The sequence below is a fragment of the Photorhabdus kayaii genome (genome assembly GCF_025384895.1).
GTDB classification, from domain to species: domain Bacteria; phylum Pseudomonadota; class Gammaproteobacteria; order Enterobacterales; family Enterobacteriaceae; genus Photorhabdus; species Photorhabdus kayaii.
Window position 1 is genome coordinate 37,565 of the sequence record NZ_JAJAFZ010000028.1, and the last position, 18,624, is coordinate 56,188.

Annotated in this window: 12 protein-coding genes and 1 pseudogene; all 13 read right to left on the reverse strand. The window is 43.8% G+C overall.

Translation table 11 applies throughout. The features are described from left to right. Positions 1 to 10 precede the first annotated feature (10 nt). On the reverse strand, positions 11 to 1,183 hold the full coding sequence (gene bamB, locus LGZ98_RS12395) for an outer membrane protein assembly factor BamB (RefSeq protein ID WP_113043658.1): 1,173 nt from the start codon (positions 1,181 to 1,183) through the stop codon (positions 11 to 13). A 14-nt stretch (positions 1,184 to 1,197) separates the two neighbouring features. Beyond that, complete coding sequence (locus LGZ98_RS12400; protein ID WP_113043659.1) at positions 1,198 to 1,818, reverse strand: YfgM family protein; 621 nt, start codon at positions 1,816 to 1,818, stop codon at positions 1,198 to 1,200. Between the two features lie 11 nt (positions 1,819 to 1,829). Next, positions 1,830 to 3,107, reverse strand: coding sequence for a histidine--tRNA ligase (gene hisS, locus LGZ98_RS12405; protein ID WP_112895224.1), 1,278 nt, complete (start codon positions 3,105 to 3,107; stop codon positions 1,830 to 1,832). 117 nt (positions 3,108 to 3,224) lie between these two features. Beyond that, complete coding sequence (gene ispG / locus LGZ98_RS12410; RefSeq protein ID WP_113043660.1) at positions 3,225 to 4,346, reverse strand: flavodoxin-dependent (E)-4-hydroxy-3-methylbut-2-enyl-diphosphate synthase; 1,122 nt, start codon at positions 4,344 to 4,346, stop codon at positions 3,225 to 3,227. Between the two features lie 74 nt (positions 4,347 to 4,420). Next, positions 4,421 to 5,455, reverse strand: a complete 1,035-nt coding sequence (gene rodZ / locus LGZ98_RS12415) for a cytoskeleton protein RodZ (protein ID WP_262978132.1) — start codon at positions 5,453 to 5,455, stop codon at positions 4,421 to 4,423. Between the two features lie 122 nt (positions 5,456 to 5,577). Beyond that, positions 5,578 to 6,003 (reverse strand): tetratricopeptide repeat protein, encoded by a 426-nt coding sequence (locus LGZ98_RS12420; protein ID WP_229015580.1) that lies wholly within the window; start codon positions 6,001 to 6,003, stop codon positions 5,578 to 5,580. A 93-nt stretch (positions 6,004 to 6,096) separates the two neighbouring features. After that, positions 6,097 to 7,275 (reverse strand): dual-specificity RNA methyltransferase RlmN, encoded by a 1,179-nt coding sequence (locus LGZ98_RS12425; protein WP_113043663.1) that lies wholly within the window; start codon positions 7,273 to 7,275, stop codon positions 6,097 to 6,099. Positions 7,276 to 7,457: 182 nt separating this feature from the next. Further along, positions 7,458 to 7,883 carry a nucleoside-diphosphate kinase gene (ndk, locus tag LGZ98_RS12430; protein ID WP_112876258.1) on the reverse strand — a complete coding sequence of 142 codons (426 nt, stop codon included), beginning with the start codon at positions 7,881 to 7,883 and terminating at the stop codon, positions 7,458 to 7,460. A 218-nt stretch (positions 7,884 to 8,101) separates the two neighbouring features. Continuing rightward, positions 8,102 to 10,423 (reverse strand): peptidoglycan glycosyltransferase PbpC, encoded by a 2,322-nt coding sequence (gene pbpC / locus LGZ98_RS12435; protein WP_113043664.1) that lies wholly within the window; start codon positions 10,421 to 10,423, stop codon positions 8,102 to 8,104. 56 nt (positions 10,424 to 10,479) lie between these two features. Next, a complete protein-coding gene (locus LGZ98_RS12440; protein WP_262978133.1) occupies positions 10,480 to 15,510 on the reverse strand; it encodes an alpha-2-macroglobulin family protein in 5,031 nt (1,676 codons plus the stop codon). Between the two features lie 56 nt (positions 15,511 to 15,566). After that, entirely contained in the window at positions 15,567 to 15,701 is a 135-nt protein-coding gene (locus tag LGZ98_RS12445) for a hypothetical protein (protein WP_262978134.1), read from the reverse strand. Between the two features lie 697 nt (positions 15,702 to 16,398). Beyond that, positions 16,399 to 17,199, reverse strand: coding sequence for an MBL fold metallo-hydrolase (locus LGZ98_RS12450; protein ID WP_113043666.1), 801 nt, complete (start codon positions 17,197 to 17,199; stop codon positions 16,399 to 16,401). 807 nt (positions 17,200 to 18,006) lie between these two features. Further along, positions 18,007 to 18,114, reverse strand: a pseudogene (locus LGZ98_RS12455) (IS30 family transposase); the annotation flags it as partial. Positions 18,115 to 18,624: the final 510 nt, after the last annotated feature.

Sequence of the window (18,624 nt, forward strand, 5' to 3'; positions counted from 1 at the left end):
TAAGCAATACTCAACGGGTAAACAGATAAACCGTACCGTTTTTCGCCTGTACCATCAATTTATCACTGGCAACAACCGGACGACTCATTAAACCGGAACTATCAACTTTATGTTGAGCAACAAACTTACCGTCATCCATATTCAGCCAGTGCAGATAACCTTCACTGTCACCGACAACCAGATAGCCATTATACATTTCAGGCGCGGTTAAATTACGGTGTTGCAATTTTGTCTGAGTCCACAAAGTGACACCATCACTTTGACGCAGACCCATAACACGATCATTTTGGTCAACAATATAGATATTATCACCATAAACAACCATCTCGTTCACTGAACCCAAATCACGCTTCCAGAGGATCTGACCTGAACGCATATCAAGCGCCACCAGATTACCGTTATAAGCTATTGCATATATCACGCCCTCAGAAATAACCGGTGTCGTATCAACATCATTAAGACGACCGATTTCTGTAGAACTGGTTACCTGAGAAATACGTTGTTGCCAAATCAACTGCCCCTGAGAAATCAAGACGGCGTTGACACGGCCATTATCCCCACCTACGACGGCAGCACCGTAAGCCACGGCAGGCGCCGATTCACCACGCAATGATAATGACGGTGAATCCAAATTAACGGACCATTGCACTTTACCATCTGACTCACTTAATGCCTGCAACATCCCATTACTGGTATGAATCAGCACCAGACCATCACTCACCACAGGACGCGACAACGCTTCACCGGCAACGTCGGATTGCCAGGCAACTTGGCCGTCTTTGGTATTCAATGCAATAACTTTGGCACGTTCAGTACCTACATATAGATGATCCCCAGCAACGGTCAGACCACCAGAGAGCAATGCAGGTATACGAGAAGAGAGGAAACCCGCTTTTTCCGCCAGATTCACCGACCATATCTCTTTACCACTATCAATGCCCAACGCCTTAACGATGCCATGACGATCAGCAACATAAACAGCGGAGCCCTGCCAAGTTGGCGTCAAGTGAGAATAATAACGACCTACACCATCACCTACAGATTTATCCCAAACTTCGCTTGGATTAAATTGATTTTCGACCTGTGGCAATGGTGACATCGTTACTGTGTCTTGCTCACTTGAACAACCGGCTAGCAGAACGGAAGCCACCAAACCAACCAAGAGTGTTTTACGCAGTTGCATTGAAAGAATTCCCCTTAGCTGGATAAGTTATTCAATTTAAGATTTAACATCGATTTGATCGCCTGTGGTGAATTTGAGCTCAAACCTTTGGTATACGCTGCGCGGGCGCCGGCAATATCACCTTTTTTCAACAGGGCATCACCGCGGATATCCTCTGCAACGGCAACCCAACCGGAACCTTTAACCTGTTCCAATGTTTTCAGCGCGGCATCCGCTTTATCTTCCGCCAATTGAACCCTGGCTAGGCGAATATTCACCAGAGACAGCAAATCTTCACTTTTTACCTGACCGGCCGCCGCAGATAAAAACTTATCTGCTTTAGTTAATTCATTCTTTTCAACAGCAAGTTGAGCCAAATGCATATGCGTCATCACGCCATAACTATTATTAGTTTCACTGGCAAATTTTTCGGCAGCAACATGACTCTCTTTTGTACTGGTAATTAATCCTTGATCTACTCGTTCAAAAGCTTCTGCACTTTCCTGCAACTGATTTGTCTGATGAGATTGCCAGTAACGCCAGCCAATCAGCACCCCGGCACCCAACACCAGCCCAAAAACCAAGGCTTTACCATTATTGGCAAAAAAGCGACGAATTACGTCTACTTGTTCGTTTTCATTGGTATAGACTTCCACAGAGTCTCTCCTTAACCTAACAGTTCAACCAAGCGAACCGCAATTTCGCTTTGCGGCAACGTTTGTTGTTCACCTGTACGTAAATCTTTAATGGCTACTTGACCAGAACGAACTTCATCCTCACCGAGAATCAGTGCAATTTTGGCGCCTTGTTTATCCGCACGCCCCAGTTGCTTCTTAAAGTTCCCTCCCCCGTGGTTCATCATTAAACGCAATTGGGGCAACGTATCACGTACCTGTTCAGCCAAAATTAATGCCGCTTGCTGACTACCTTCACCAAAAGAAGCGAGATAAACATCTGCAACTGTCCGCTCCGCGACAAATGCTGGATTAATTTCTTGCACCAGCAAAATCAAACGCTCCATCCCCATGGCAAAACCCACAGCAGGCGTTGGTCGGCCCCCCAGTTGCTCAACCAGCCCATCGTACCGACCACCGGCACAGACCGTCCCTTGAGCCCCGAGTGCCGTTGTCACCCATTCAAATACTGTGCGGTTATAATAATCCAAGCCACGAACCAAACGCTGATTAATCCGATACTTGATACCCGCCCCATCAAGAAGTGCACACAGGCTGTCAAAATGTTCCTTTGATTCGGCATCAAGATAATCAAACAGTTCCGGCGCATCATTAAGCAGTTGCTGAACCTCTGGATTTTTTGAATCCAGAACACGTAATGGATTACTGTACATACGGCGTTTGCAATCTTCATCCAGCTTATCTTTGTGCTGCTCAAGAAAAGCCACCAACGCTTCGCGGTAATTGGCACGTGCCGCCAACGAACCAATGGAATTCAGTTCAAGCGTCACATGCTCAAAAATACCGAGCTCACGCCACCAGCGAGCAGTCAATAAAATAAGTTCGGCATCAATATCAGGCCCTTGAAGACCAAAAACTTCAGCACCTAATTGATAAAATTGGCGGTAACGGCCTTTTTGTGGACGCTCATAACGGAACATTGGCCCTAAATACCATACGCGCTGTTCCTGATTGTACAGCAGACCATGTTCAATACCGGCACGCACACAACCTGCGGTATTTTCAGGGCGTAGGGTCACACTTTCACCATTGCGATCATCAAAGGTATACATCTCCTTTTCAACCACATCAGTGACTTCCCCAATAGCCCGTCTAAATAACGGGGTCTGCTCTACAATCGGTGTGCGGATCTCGCTATAACCATAACCCGCCAGTACTCGTTTCAAAATAGTTTCGATACGCTGCCAGATAACCGTATCTGCCGGCAAGTAGTCATTCATGCCTCGAATAGCTTGGATATTTTTTGCCACGTCTTATCTCTAGTTAATGATTCAAAAATGATATTGATTGAAGCGAATACCGACGAGCTTCAATTAACAAACAAAACAACGCTGGCTCATCATCACGATGAGCCAGTATCAGATACATTATTTGTCCAGTTGACTTATGCCAATGCGCATATTTTCATCGAGCATTGATGCTTTAGCACGGATCTTAGCCTCAAGCTGATCGATCATATCAGCATTATCGAGACGCACTTTCTGCCGTATCCCATCTTCATAAAAACCACTTTTCGTTCTGGCGCCGGTGACACCCAAAGTAGAAACCTCCGCCTCTCCGGGTCCGTTAACCACACAACCAATAATAGAAACATCCATCGGTGTGAGTAAATCTTCCAAACGCTGTTCCAAAGCATTAACTGTGCCAATAACATCAAACTCCTGACGGGAACAGGTTGGACAAGCGATAAAATTTATACCACGGGAACGAATACGTAATGCTTTCAGAATGTCAAAACCCACTTTAACTTCTTCGACAGGATCGGCAGCCAAAGAAATACGCAGGGTATCACCGATACCTTCTGACAGGAGGATACCCAAGCCAATGGCAGATTTTACAGAGCCTGCACGCGCACCACCCGCCTCGGTAATACCAAGATGCAATGGCTGATCAATCTTCTGAGCTAACAGGCGATAGGCACCAACCGCCAGAAAGACATCTGACGCTTTTACACTGATTTTAAACTGATCAAAATTAAGTCTGTCAAGAATATCCACATGGCGCATAGCCGATTCCACCAACGCTTCTGGGGTGGGCTCACCATATTTTTCCTGAAGATCCTTTTCCAATGATCCGCCATTTACACCAATGCGGATTGGGATATTTTTATCACGGGCAGAAGCCACAACCTCACGGATACGTGCTTCATTACCGATATTTCCAGGGTTAATCCGCAGGCAATCGACACCATACTCTGCAACTTTAAGCGCTATACGGTAATCAAAATGGATATCTGCAACCAAAGGAACACTCGCTTGCTGCTTAATCAACTTAAATGCTTCCGCGGCGTCCATCGTTGGTATTGATACGCGAACAATATCAACGCCAACACGCTCAAGCGATTTAATCTGTTTAACAGTCGCTTCCACATCTGTAGTACGTGTGTTTGTCATTGACTGCACCGAAATGGGTGCACTATCCCCGACAGGCACATTGCCTACATAAATACGCGTAGATTTGCGTCTTTTTATCGGCGATTCATTATGCATACTGGTGTTTCTCCCAGACTTCCATGTGCTTACTGATAAAATTACAACTATGCCCTACTGTAACAGGCCTTTCATTATGCTGCCGGTACTTTAAGACGTGCGATACGACCCTCTTTAATAAAGCGGCTTAAATCAACAGATTGCCCCCGGAACCGTACATCCACAACAGCCGGAACACCGATAGTTAACTCATAAGGTAATGAGCCAGAGAGACTCAGATGGTCACCCTTATGTTTAGTTCCACTAAATAATTTCTTTCCTTTTGCATCAATAACTTGCAACCAACAGGATGCTTTAAAATTCATCATCAGATTATTACTGTCAGCGACTGCCGTTGAATTATTTTCAGACACACTCGGTACTTGAGCTGTCCCTTGATTGGCTGACAACGGAGCAGTCTGAGTTTGTGGCCCGTTACCTGCTAATTGAGTTTCAGGTGTTTTCACCACTTGATTTTGCGTTGATGGCGCAGATTGGGCCACTTCCTCACTATGCCCACTAGGACCACCAGTATTATTCGCTGCCACTGCATTTTCGGTTACAGCGGCAGATGATGATGGCTCACTTGTTGCCTGTTCGCGGGTTGGTAACTGTGTCACCTGATCGTGATTTTCAGTGGGTAAATCCTCTGAACTGGCTTTTTTCTGAGCAACCTTAGCCGCAGAATGATCAGCCATCGAAATCAATTCCTTCTGTTGAGCTATGTGGTTTTGCCACCACCATGCTCCCGTCAAACTAATTACGACTAAAATAATCAACCACGTAATCCACATCAACCAACTTTCGCGTTTTTTACGTTTTTTACCCAACGAAAAACTCTGCATCGGTGAAACTTTCGCGGTTTTTGCCGGGGTATGCTTATCCAGAATTGCCAGAATTTCTGCTTCTGGAATTTGTACCAACTTAGCATAAGAGCGAACATAACCACGCAGGAAAGTCGGTACCATAGTGGCTGGAATATTGTCCTCTTCAATATCACGGATAGTAGAAAGTTTTAAACACAAGCGATCAGCTACAGTCTGCTGGGTTAGCCCGTGTTGTTCACGAGCCTGACGCAGGAGCTGACCTGCGGTTAAATAAGCTTGTTCTGGAGTCGTTTCAGTATTCATTAGCAAGAAGACGCGGTACTTGTTCAGGTTGTGAAAAACTTCGCGCCGGCGCCTTGCTATAATCTTTAAATTACACAATGGCCTGCGCGGCGAAATAGATTTGCTATTTTACTAGCGGCAAATCACTGATAACAAACACGCCTGTCAGCATGGCTCCCAGTAAACAGAGTCTTGACTTCTTCATACTGCTCCTGCTCACAGAGAAAAACGCTGTAATGATACAATACCGTATCATTTCCTGGCGCGTACTGCATCGCCATTTTGTAACGTTGACGAGCGGCTTCCGGCTGACCAGAATATTGCTCATACAACGCCATACCTAATTGAGCCTGATAATGGTCTGGCTTTACCAGTAAAACCTTATCAAAGTGATATCTGGCGGCAGGTAAATTACCTTTAGCCAAATAGGCCATTCCCAATTGAATCCGGGTTTCTGCTGCGACTTTTCGCTGTTGATTGCCGTTTGTTGGTTGATTGGAACATCCTGCCAACAACATAGCAACCACCACGGCAACAACCATCATTCCCGATAACGATTTCCTTATCATTTCCATCCCCACCGACCAAAGATATGTCATTGTAACGATCATTTCACTTATGCATTTCCGTTACTGCATGACAGGACATACCAACATTCCCATTCAGACTGTTCTTATCTGAATAGGTTCACCGGCCTGACGTTTTTTCAATGTACGTTTGGTACGATCAATTACATCACCGGCAAGTTGACCACATGCGGCATCGATATCATCACCGCGAGTCTTGCGGACAATAGTAGTGAAACCATATCCCATCAACACCTTAGCAAAGCGATCAATCCGGCTGTTGGAACTACGGCCATATGGCGCCCCCGGAAACGGGTTCCATGGGATCAGATTGATCTTACTCGGTGTGTCTTTCAAGCATTCAGCTAATTGATGTGCCTGTTCCACGCTGTCATTAATATGATCCAGCATGACATATTCCACGGTTACACGGCCCTGATTAGCATTAGATTTAGTCAAATAGCGGCGCACACCAGCAAGGAACTGCTCGATATTATATTTACGGTTGATAGGAACAATGTCATCCCGTACATCATCTGTCGGTGCATGCAGGGAAATTGCCAAAGCAACATCAATCATATCGCCAAGTTTATCCAGTGCCGGCACTACACCGGATGTGGATAACGTCACACGGCGCTTTGACAAACCGAAACCAAAATCATCCATCATGATTTCCATGGCAGGCACCACGTTATTTAGGTTAAGCAGCGGTTCTCCCATCCCCATCATCACCACATTGGTAATCGGGCGACGACCACTGGATTTCAGTGAACCAATAATTTTTGCGGCACGCCAAACTTGACCAATAATTTCAGAAACCCGCAAATTACGGTTAAACCCTTGCTGAGCAGTGGAACAGAATTTACACTCCAGTGCACAGCCTACCTGAGAAGAGACACACAAAGTTGCGCGATCATCTTCCGGGATATAAACCGTTTCAACCTGCTGATCGCCAACAGTGATCGCCCATTTAATCGTACCATCGGCCGAACGTTGCTCTTCTGCGACTTCAGGTGCACGGATCTCTGCAACTTGTTGCAATTTTGCTCGCAGAATTTTGTTAATATCTGTCATCTGCTCAAAATCGTCATAACAGTAGTGATATATCCATTTCATCACTTGATCAGCACGGAAGGGTTTTTCTCCCATCTCAATGAAAAACTGGCGCATTTGCTTGCGATTCAGATCAAGCAGGTTAATTTTACCGCCTTTCTTTTCTGGAGTTTCAGACACGACAGAAGCAGCAAATTGTGCCGCAGTATTTGGTTGGGACATCTTTTTATATCGCCTCGTTGTAACACTTTCGGCTCTGCGTTAATGAACTCAACGCGAAGTTTCAATTCAGGTCACTATCAGTTTAGTATAATAGCAAATAATAAGCGCCCCGTTGAATTAACAACGGGGCGCCGCATTGTACAAACTTTAATGCCATGATGCTACGGGTAACGGCAAATCAATTAACGTGGGCAAATTTCATCTTCTGTGAAGAAATACGCAATTTCACGGTTTGCAGATTCAACCGCATCAGAGCCGTGAACCGCGTTTTCAGTGAAGCTATCTGCATAATCAGCGCGCAGAGTACCTGCCAATGCATTATCAGGATTAGTTGCCCCCATCAGATCACGGTGACGCTGTACTGCATTCTCGCCTTCCAACACCTGAACCATAATCGGCCCAGAAGTCATAAATTCCACCAAACCATCAAAGAAAGGGCGGCCTTTGTGCTCCGCATAGAAGCCCTCAGCCTGTTCACGGGTCAGGTGAAGCATTTTGGCGGCAATAATTCTAAACCCAGCACTTTCAAAACGAGCATAAATAGCCCCGATGGCATTTTTCTTCACAGCGTTAGGCTTAACAATAGAAAAAGTACGTTCAACCGTCATAGATAACCTCTTGGTTCTTCTTGCAGCAACTGATAATTTTAATTTTTCCCGATAAGTTAATCGGTTAATACTCATTCCGCAACCTTAGCGGAGATAAAAACGGCGTTGATTATAGGGGTACGAATAGCAGTTGCCTACAGAAAACATAACATTCCATTAAATTTTCCTTAGCGAAAATTACCATTTTTTCGTACAAATCACACTTTTACCTGAATCGTTTACTTCAAGGTAAAATTGACAGAATCAACTTGTCCGCCAAAATCTAAAACACTAAGCTGATATTTACCCGGCTGAGTCAATGTCTGAACAAATCCCCGATTATTTTCTGTGGTCATTACCTGTTCTCCATTCAGAAACCACCATTGTTGCCCACCACTACCGCCCTGAGTGGTGACAGGTAAATCAAGGCTGCCAAAACCAGGAAGCCGTTTCAATACATCTCCATTATGAATACCCGCGATCAACAAAGGTGCTTCATCTGATTTCAACGGTGGACACTCAGAATTAACCGGTGGCAGACGCTGTGCCCGCCGCTCTTGTGCTGGTAACCATGATTCGAGGGTAATCGGCCATAGAGCGATATTTTTAGCCTGAGCGCCGGGACAATCAGGAGCCACGCGCAAACCGTTTTTATCCAACCACACCTGTTCATTGATGCCTGAAATAGCCTCTTGCCCCACCGCAGGCAGCGTAGGCGGAATAGTGTTACTCAGTATCCAACTCAGACGCCGCTGACGGCAATTCTTCTCTCCCTTCGGCAAACTCTGCCCTCCCGGCCAACAGATGATTGCCCGACTCACACTTGCTGGACGCGGATCAACCGGAATCCGTTTAGCCCCATTTCGCATATTGGCGAATAACAGATTATTGACCTGATTCATGATGGGAACCGCCGTAGCATAGCCGAACTGCCCGACAACTGGCGTGCCATCCGGCCGACCAACCCAAACACCAATGGTATAACGCGCATTTAAGCCAATGGCCCAAGCATCACGATAGCCATAGCTGGTACCGGTTTTCCAAGCCAGCGGCACTTGTGCCGGCAAAACATCATCAGGTTGCGGCAGAGCTTCTCCAGCCATAATTCGCCTCACTATCCATGCCGCGCCGGGGGAAAAAAGTTGCCGATCACGCAATGTCTGCTGCGGAGTGAATCTCAAGGGGGAAACTTTCCCCTGACGGGCAAACGCCGAGTAAGCCGCCACCAGTTGATCCATCCGGGTTGCCGTACCACCAAGAATCAATGATAAATTGGGTTCACTGCCGGGAGGAAAACGCAATACGGTTCCCACATTACGCATATTGGCGGTAAACCGCTTGGCGCCATAGGCTTCAAGCAGTTGCACGGCGGGTAAATTCAGTGAACGAACCAACGCCTCACTGGCGCTGACCAGCCCATGAAAGCCACTGTCAAAATTTCCGGGACGATAATAATCAAAACGGCGAGGCACATCCTGTAACAATGATTCCCCATGAATTAACCCATCATCCAGCGCCATGGCATACAAAAATGGCTTCAAGGTTGATCCCGGCGAACGCCATGAACTTATCATATCGACATGACCAAAACGGCTATCATCCCGTAGATCCAGCGAGCCGATATAGGCTTTTACCGCCATGTCTGTATGATCAACCACTAACACGCCAATCGACGTTTTTTCTGGTAACTGATACTTCCAATTCACCGCCATATCTTCAAGCTGACGCTGTAATCCCACATCAAGGGTTGTTTTGATGATCTCCTGACGAGTACCTTTCGCCATTCGTCTGGCAAGTAAAGGGGCAAGCTGTGGCACCTGCCGAGGAGCCAACCACAACGTTTCTTGCCGAATATCAGCAATCGTCTGTTCCGGCCAGATTTTATAGTGCTCCAACCGTTGCAACACCTTATCACGAGCAGCCTGTGCCCGTTCAGGATAGCGATCTGGCCTTAAACGGCTAGGAGCCTGTGGCAGAACAGCCAGTAAAGCCGCTTCTCCCGCTGAAAGTTCAGAGGGCGGTTTAGCCAAATATGCCCAACTCGCCGCACCGACACCTTGTAATGTGCCACCAAACGGCGCACGGTTCAGATACATCTCCAGAATTTCATCTTTAGAATAGTGCCATTCAAGCTGCAAAGTACGCCAGATCTGTTTCAGCTTCCCGCCGAAAGTGCGTGAATGGGGGTCAATCAACCGGGCAACCTGCATTGACAGCGTACTGCCGCCGGACAAAATTTTACCTGCCAGAATATCCTGCCAGGCAGCCCTGACCAGAGAAATCGGGTTAATCCCTGGATGCTGGTAGAACCAACGATCTTCATAAGTCAGCAAAGCTTGAATATATTCCGGCGACACTTGACCCAACGTCACCGGATAACGCCAAACACCTTCATCATCGGCAAAACGCCAAAGTGGCGTACCATCCTCACTCACGACAATGCGCGCCATTTTGACTTCACGCAGTGGCAGAGGCCAGATTTTATCTGCCAGCCATAAACCCGCCGGGAGCAAAAACAACAACAGTACAATCAGCCACATAAGGCGATGCGTTTTCTTCATCTATGAACACCAAGAGAGAAACCAGCCCTTACACCAGAGCATAAGGGCTGACAAATTTAGCGGACAACTTCCAGTTTTTCAGGTGTAGAACCCACTGCACGCCAGTAAGGCACATACATAGATTCCACCTGTGGTGCAGGAATGGTGTAAACACCCGGAGTTACAGCACGTGCCAGATAGAGCAACGTCACTGGCTGAGACGGATCAACCGCTACTGCCGCCACATATCGATCATCACGATATTCAATATGATGAATCGTCGCCTGTTGCATATCGCCAATCAACTCCTGAAGATTAGCGGCACTCTCACTCAACTTGGCACTGCTGTTAGCCAAATTCTGGTTTTCCAGCTCCAAGCCGGCGGGCAATAAATCAACAACCAAAGCATCCTGTACGGGTTTATCTGAGCTCACCATCAGCTTCACAACCACCATTTCACCGCTTTTCAGATGGTCAATGGAAACCGGATTACCTTTCATATCCAGATAGCTACGCTGAATTTTCAGCACATTAGCGTAAGGTTTCGGAGAGCGCAGTGGGTAGGCCACCACATTCACTCGTGAATAGAGCGTGCTGTCACCAAGGTTACTGATACTCACACCTTGCTGAATATCCTGTGGATACAGCATCTCACTATAGGGCTTATCTCTACTTATTGGTGAAGTCCGCTGATTAATCACCGCTTTCCACGGCTGCACTGATGTATCAATAAAGAAACGTCCCGCCAAGTAGAGTGAATGACTCTCCTGAGTTGAGAAATAATTGCGGGATGTCAATTCATCAGACAGAGCCAGCAATTTCTCATCACGTTCCTTTATTAACATGTTATTTTCAGTCAACAGAGCAACAATCATTGCGTTGTCACGGATGTCACTGCCGTAATCACCTAAATCTAAATCATCATTCCGGTTTTTACTGATCCCCAAACGAACCGCTTCATCTGCTCGGGTGTTATCCCCCATCAATTTCAATGCGACTCCCAGTTGTACCAGTGACAAGCCATTGCCTGCTTGCTGACGGCGTTCATAAACTTGTCTCAGAGCGCCCAATGGTGCTTTCTGTTGACTGGCAAGCACCAGACCAGCATAAGACTGAACCGAGAATCGCATTGCTTCCTGATTCTGGCTGTAGGGATAGTTAATAACACTCTTATCCTGTAAATAACGTAACAGACGGTTATTGGCAGAAGTCAACACCTCTTTAGGGATGCTGAAACCTCGTTGACTTGCACGGAATAGAAAATCGGTGGCATAAGCCGTTAACCAATATTCTTCATCACCGGTTTTATCCCATAAAGCAAAGCTACCGTCATGACGCTGCATACTCAACAGATGAATAATTCCCTCATCAATACTTGCCCGGCGTTTATTATCATCTTCCGCCATGATACCCAAACTATTCAGCTCTGATTTGTTCGAATAGAGTGACGGATAAAGCCCACTGATTGTCTGTTCAAGACAGCCATATGGGTAGGCGTACAATTCACGAATATAGCGTGAAATCTGTAACGGTGGACGGCTGCTCAGTAGCAACTGCCCCTCGGTGCCTTCTGGTGATAAACCCGATAAGGCATTTAACGGCAACTGCCACTCTTCTCCCGGATGAATAACATTAGCGAACAGAACAGTTTCCGCTGGCTGTGCCTGACGCACACCAATCTTCCAACTATTTTTATACGGTTTCAGATTTTCACCGGGTAAATTCAGACCATCAATCGTCAGGGAAACCTCTCCTTGACCAACCCCCAAATCCGCTGTGACCGGAATCTCTACTGTGGTGCGTTTGCCTTTTTCCAATGTTATCGCTTTGCTAATATCCCCCTCTAACTTAATCAGGTCATTAGCAGCAAAGTTCAAGGTCAAGTTCTGCGTCTGTTCAGTCAAGTTAGTCAAATCCAACGACAACAATGCATGATCACCACTCGCCATAAAGCGAGGTAGTGCCATCTGTGTAATCACCGGCGCAGCAATGACAACTTTATTTTCACCGTGGCCGAACTCATCTTCACTCCACACTTGAGCCATCAACCTCAATTCACCATTGAAATCAGGGATTGGCAAAACAATCTGCCCTTCGCCATTTTCATCCAGCGTCACTGGCTGTGCTTGTTCAGCGATAATCTTAACTTCAGTTAATGGCTTTCTGCCTCCACGATCAAGGGCGCTATCATCACCATCACCGCCAAAACGCAGATTCGCCAGACGGCCTTCACCTTCAATCAACTGACCATACACATCATATTGATCGACACTGTAACGCTTACGACCAAAGAAAGCCTCATAGGGGTCCGGCGTTTTAAAATTCGTGACATTCAGCACCCCCGTATCGACAGCAGAAAGCAGCACATTAACCTGCTTGGGTAATTTCCGCCCTTGCTGTGGTGTCGCCTTGACTTTAACAGTAAGATTCTGATTCGGACGCATTTTTTCCGGTGCGGATAGCGTCAAATCCAGCTTACGATTTTCATCAGCCAACGGCAGGTGCAACACGCCAATGGCCCGTTTCGGTGTCACCTGACGAGATTTATCCTCTGGACGCACCACCACAGCGGTTAAATAAAGATCATGACGACGCCACTCTTTATTTACCGGCACTTCCACATCCAAACCTTGTTCTGGCACATCAATTTTTTGCCACCAAAGTGGCCCTTCACTGGATTCCACCAACAGATAACCTTTACCGGCCTGTGGTGCAACCATATGCAGTTTTATCTTCTCACCTACCTGATAAGCGGGTTTATCCAGAGATAACTTCACCTGATCAGGACGAACAGCCCCTGTACCACCGGTATTGTCCTGCCATGAGTAACCTGCCCAGAAATTAACGCTGGTCACTAATTGATTTTCAGGATTAACCACTTCAATACGGTACGACCCCCAATCAACCGGAAAACTGACCTTTGCCGTACCATCTTGAGCAATCTGGATATGTTCATCCGCCATCACCAAATCTTTCTGGTCATAGCCTGATTGCCAACCTTCACCATCCGACCAACGCCAATAATAGTCACGGCGTTCATAAACCAGACGGGCAGTTAAATCTTTTGCAGCATATTTTTTTCCATTGGCATCGGCATACACCACCGCAAATTGCGCCAGTGAATTTTCATCCACATTGTAACGACTTTGGTAACGACCTACGCGATAGTCATAAATCTCTTTCTGATTAAACAACGGACGGATACCAACCAGCTTTTCTGCCGGCCAAACGGCCTGTTCAACTCGACGAGTTACCGGGCGGCCACCAGATTCAAGCAAACCTGCCTGTACAATGACGTTTACCGGCGAAGAGACCGAACTCCAGTTGTCGGCACTGACATTAATTACGGCTTTACCCTCATTACCTAAAACCAAGTCAAACTCATCCAATGTGCGACTAAGATTGTCTTCTGTAACCGCACCAAACTCATAGCCAGGTAATTTTGCTATCGCATCCCGAGCTGGACGCAGAAATAATTGCCCTTGCAAGCGATTATATGCGGCAGGTGCTCCATATAGATAACGGCCTTTAATCGCGAAATCCACATCGTGGTCTTTCATCACGGGTTGCGACTCACTACTAATTTCCAGAGCCATGCGCTCCGGCATAAAATCTTCGACATTAAACTTGTAATAACGGGGTTTGTTATCGCCCAAATCAAAACGTAGCGACCAGAGCCCGGTAGCCGCTGACTGGGGGATCGCATAGCGATACTGATACAACCCATTTTCGGGTTGCCAGACAAAACTACGAACAACCTGACCATCGGTTTTCAGTACATCCACTTTAACTGGCTGACTTTTCATTGCACGGCCATCACCATCACGCAACAGGCCATTGACAATCAACGTTTCACCCGGACGATAGAGATCACGAGGTCCAAAAACAAAAAACTGTTTGCTGTACCCTTGTAGACCAGAGATATCAAATTCAGACAGATCCAGCGCCGGTGATACCAAATCAATCATACTGGTTTGGTGATCATGAGTAGCGAGCAATAGTTTCGCTTTCGCATTTTTTTCTAAGCTGACGTGCCCATCATCGTCCGTTGTTGCCTTTGACAATAATTGCCCTTTCTCATCCAACAGCCGTATTTCCACCCCTTTCAGGCTGCTACCTTGCGCCAAAGATTGGGTAAACACATCCATCTTATCCAGATAGCTGTGCATAGAAACACCAATATCACTTAAGGTAAACATTGTTGCTGGATTGGAATCAGCGTATTTACCCGTTTGTTGCATCACCGCCAGATAAACGCCATCTTGCTGTAACTCTTTGATATTACTTAATGGCAACAGTAATTTTTCGCGGGTATTCAGTGTTGGATTCAGATCGAAACGGCCGGTATAAACCAGTTCCGCATCTTTGAGCATCTCTTCAGATTCCCAAGAATTCATATTATTGCGATATTGCCACTGTGCAATAAAAACCGGTAATGCCACCTCTTTTATCCTGAAAAAATTAACATCAACACGATTAACATTCAGAGCCAATACCGGCAAACCTTCAGCAACTTTACTGGGTAACAAAGAGCCTTTGCTGGCAAAACCGACAGACGGAGAAATCGTCGCGGTGGTCAGCGTTTTCTCATAAGCCGTTTCGAGTTGACGATCATTGATACCTTTAACATCTTTATCTACGGTCAATTGCAACTTACGGGAGGGCGGCAAATGGCGCAAGCGAAGTTCCATCATGTTATCTGACAGTTCCCACGCCCCATCAAGTTTGCCCTCTTTGACATCCACCAAACGGACATTCTGCGCAAAATCCTGATTCGGATCTAAAGGAACAGAAAATGTCACCACCATTGCACTAGCGCCATCAAGCTGAACTTCCGAGGCATCCAGAATCTTCACTGGTTTACCGGCATAACGTTTTACTAATTCAGCCAGTGATGCTGCATCTTTCGGTTTTACTGATTTTGGGGGAGTATTTGATTGTTGAGGTGCTTTTTCACTTTGAATTTCCGTGGACTGCGGTTGAGCAGCTTGCTTATTATCAGTGCTATCAGATTGATCACAACCAGAAAGCATCAACAAAGACGCTAAAATCACCGCCAAATAACGTTTGTTTCTTCTTGGCCGTTGCCAGAATTGACCTTGATTCATAACCATAACCCCTGTCTTAACTCCGGCCAACTGGTGGCAGGATTTAATGAATAACTTTATATACCCGTATCTTTCAAGTTGCCTTTTTGTTGGCGGCACTCACTCACCCCGGTCACATCGTTATCTATGCTCCCGGGGATTCGCTCCCTTGCCGTCGCGATCCATCTTGAAATCCATTGGGTATAAATCAATATATTAAATTTAAATTAAACAGATGAATCAACTATATACCGCCTATTTATATAAGCAACGTAAAGACATTAAGTTCATATAATAGCCTGTTATTTTAATGAATTAAACATCACAGAAACGATAAATAAACCTAAATTTATCGATTCAATTTTTCATTAAGAACTCTATATATCTTGTAGAATTATTTTTTAAAATGAATTTTCGTCATTTCTCTCAGTGGCCGAAGATAGAACTTTACTGCACCATCTATTTGATAATTTACAAGCAATAAAACAAAAACAAAAACAAAAACAAAAACAAAAACAAAAACAAAAACAAAAACAGAGAGAATAGATACAATTAACAACAATTAACTCCATTATTAGCATCATACCTAATTTTATTTTCAGATTTAACTATAAAATAAAACCAGCAATAAAGAACATATAAATATCATAACACTCAAAATATAGAGATATAGAAAATCCACTCAATAGAATTACAAAATTAAAATCCAACAAAATAGAGATTAAGGAAAATCATAATATATTGATATAGAGTGCCACTTTCTTACCAAAAGTGGCCATAATAACTTGCGTGAAATACTGAATATACAAATTGTTTTTTATAAAATAACAATAAATCCTCAACCCCAACGCTGCCGCAAATGGGGTAATAACCTGATGAACATCCATTTTCTCAATGACTTTCATTATGTTACTCGACTAATAATACCTGTCCTGTTTTTAGCTGTTTGACATTTGGTAACCAAAGTCTTCCCCAGCTACCAGTACAATGACATCCATAAACCTCTTTTATGTTTTCTTTTATGAAAAATTCTCTGATCTTCAATAACTCCGTCGGTAACGCTCTCCTTAAATGCAATCCGCCTATTACTGCGAATACTTTGTCCACACCGGTAATCCTTTTAGCGTGGTTAATAATTTCACAAATACCAGAATGACCACAGCCAACGATAATCACCAATCCATTATCGCTTTTCCAAATTAACGCACTATCATCCAATATATAATCATTGTCCCAAGAGCTCTTTCTAATTAACCCAAAGGATTTTCGATGATCATTTGCTATTTCCCCTGAAAAAATAAATCGCTCACTTATCTTCATATGCGATTTCGTTAAACGAAAGAAAACTCTCTTCTTGACTCGTTTATTAATTTTACCCGACATTTTTTTAAATTTTAACGCCATTTTCCTGAACATGACACCATAATATTTCTCATTTAATGCATCAGGATGACATATTAATTTAGCATTATGGGGAAAATAGTTAACACCACCTATATGGTCAGAATGCCCATGAGAGATAACAATTTTGGATATATCATCAATAGATATCCCCATCCTGTTTGCATTCTCAATATAGCTACCATCCGGGCCGGTATCAAAAATTATCTTCTCTTCACCATCTTCAAGTAAAAGACTCAAACCAGGCTTAGCTATCAAATATGAATCAGATGTTTTATTTTCCAGTAGTACAGTTATTTTTAACGACATAGCATATCCATTAATTTTGTTGAAGTCATGCTTCTATTAAACGGTACAGGTAACAATAGCATTGACGTACATCAATAAAATAATGAAAAGCCATTATATCGTCACATTTTTATAAGCAGATCACAAATTCCCTCCCCTCTACTGACAGTTAATTTTTCAACATGAAATGATTATATCTCTATCATATTTATTGTCTTGCAATATTAACACACAAATATTATACCTTGCTGTACAACATATTTTTAAAAGCAGAGATGAATACATTATTAATAAATAAAACTCAACGGTAGGCTATTCAACTAATTTAATCAAATAGACTATACCCGTCATCTTTCAAGTTGCCTCTTTGTTGGTTGCACTCACTCACCCCGGTCACATAGTTATCTATGCTCCCGGGGATTCGTTCCCTTGCCGTCGCGATGCATCTTGAAATCCATAGGGTAAATACTAATGCCTAACGTAATTGACAATGATTAATTTGAAATATCACTATAAGACCAGAAATTGACTTACATTACCACTCTCATTTTATCCACATTATAATATATTTATCAAATATAATTTGAATTTATATTATATAAAAATTTAAATATAGAAATAAATAATTGTCTTTATATAGAAAAATAACCTATCATTATAAACATAATATATCTATTTATATCTAGCCATTATTAACACCTTTATTAATAATACGATAAAAAACATATTATTTTCATGTAAAAATAGAATTAATATATTTAAAAATAATTGGTAGACCGAATTTTTCGGGAGATTACTTAATCGGTTTACCACAAAATTTATTTCCTATTCAGAGACTTCATTAAATTTAGTTCCCTTTAGAAAGCATTGCCTGATTACCCCATTGATATTTTCATTGCTCCCCCTTTCCCAAGGTGAGCAATGACGCCAATAAATCATGCTATTTATCCCATATAATTATAAAGGATTTAGGTTAAATGATTTTCTGGCAAATCGAACGGCGGGTAAAAAGCAAGATTGACATGGATAAATCCTCATATAAGTCAGAAAAGGTAATTCCTCATCACAAATTAACGATATTCGTCACATTTTATGTAGTTTCATACCGAAACAAATCATCATAAATGTGATGCGAATCACATAATAAAAATAAAACAATAAAATTTATTTGAAATTATTAATGCTGGTTATTAAATGATTAATATTAATCTATTTTTTATACAATATTGTCACAAAATAATCACATTGGCCTGTTTTTTGCCTTGCAATATAACCCTTTGTTTTTGCTGCCATCTTAACCAACCCCCTATTTTAGTTGCCCGGTTGATAATCAACCCTAAACATTGATCACTAAGCTAAATTTGTGGTTAATACTGCTTCGGCATTGTGGAATAGAAAGTCAATGAAAAGCAGTATTGTAGTATTAATAGTTTTTTGTAGCGCAGT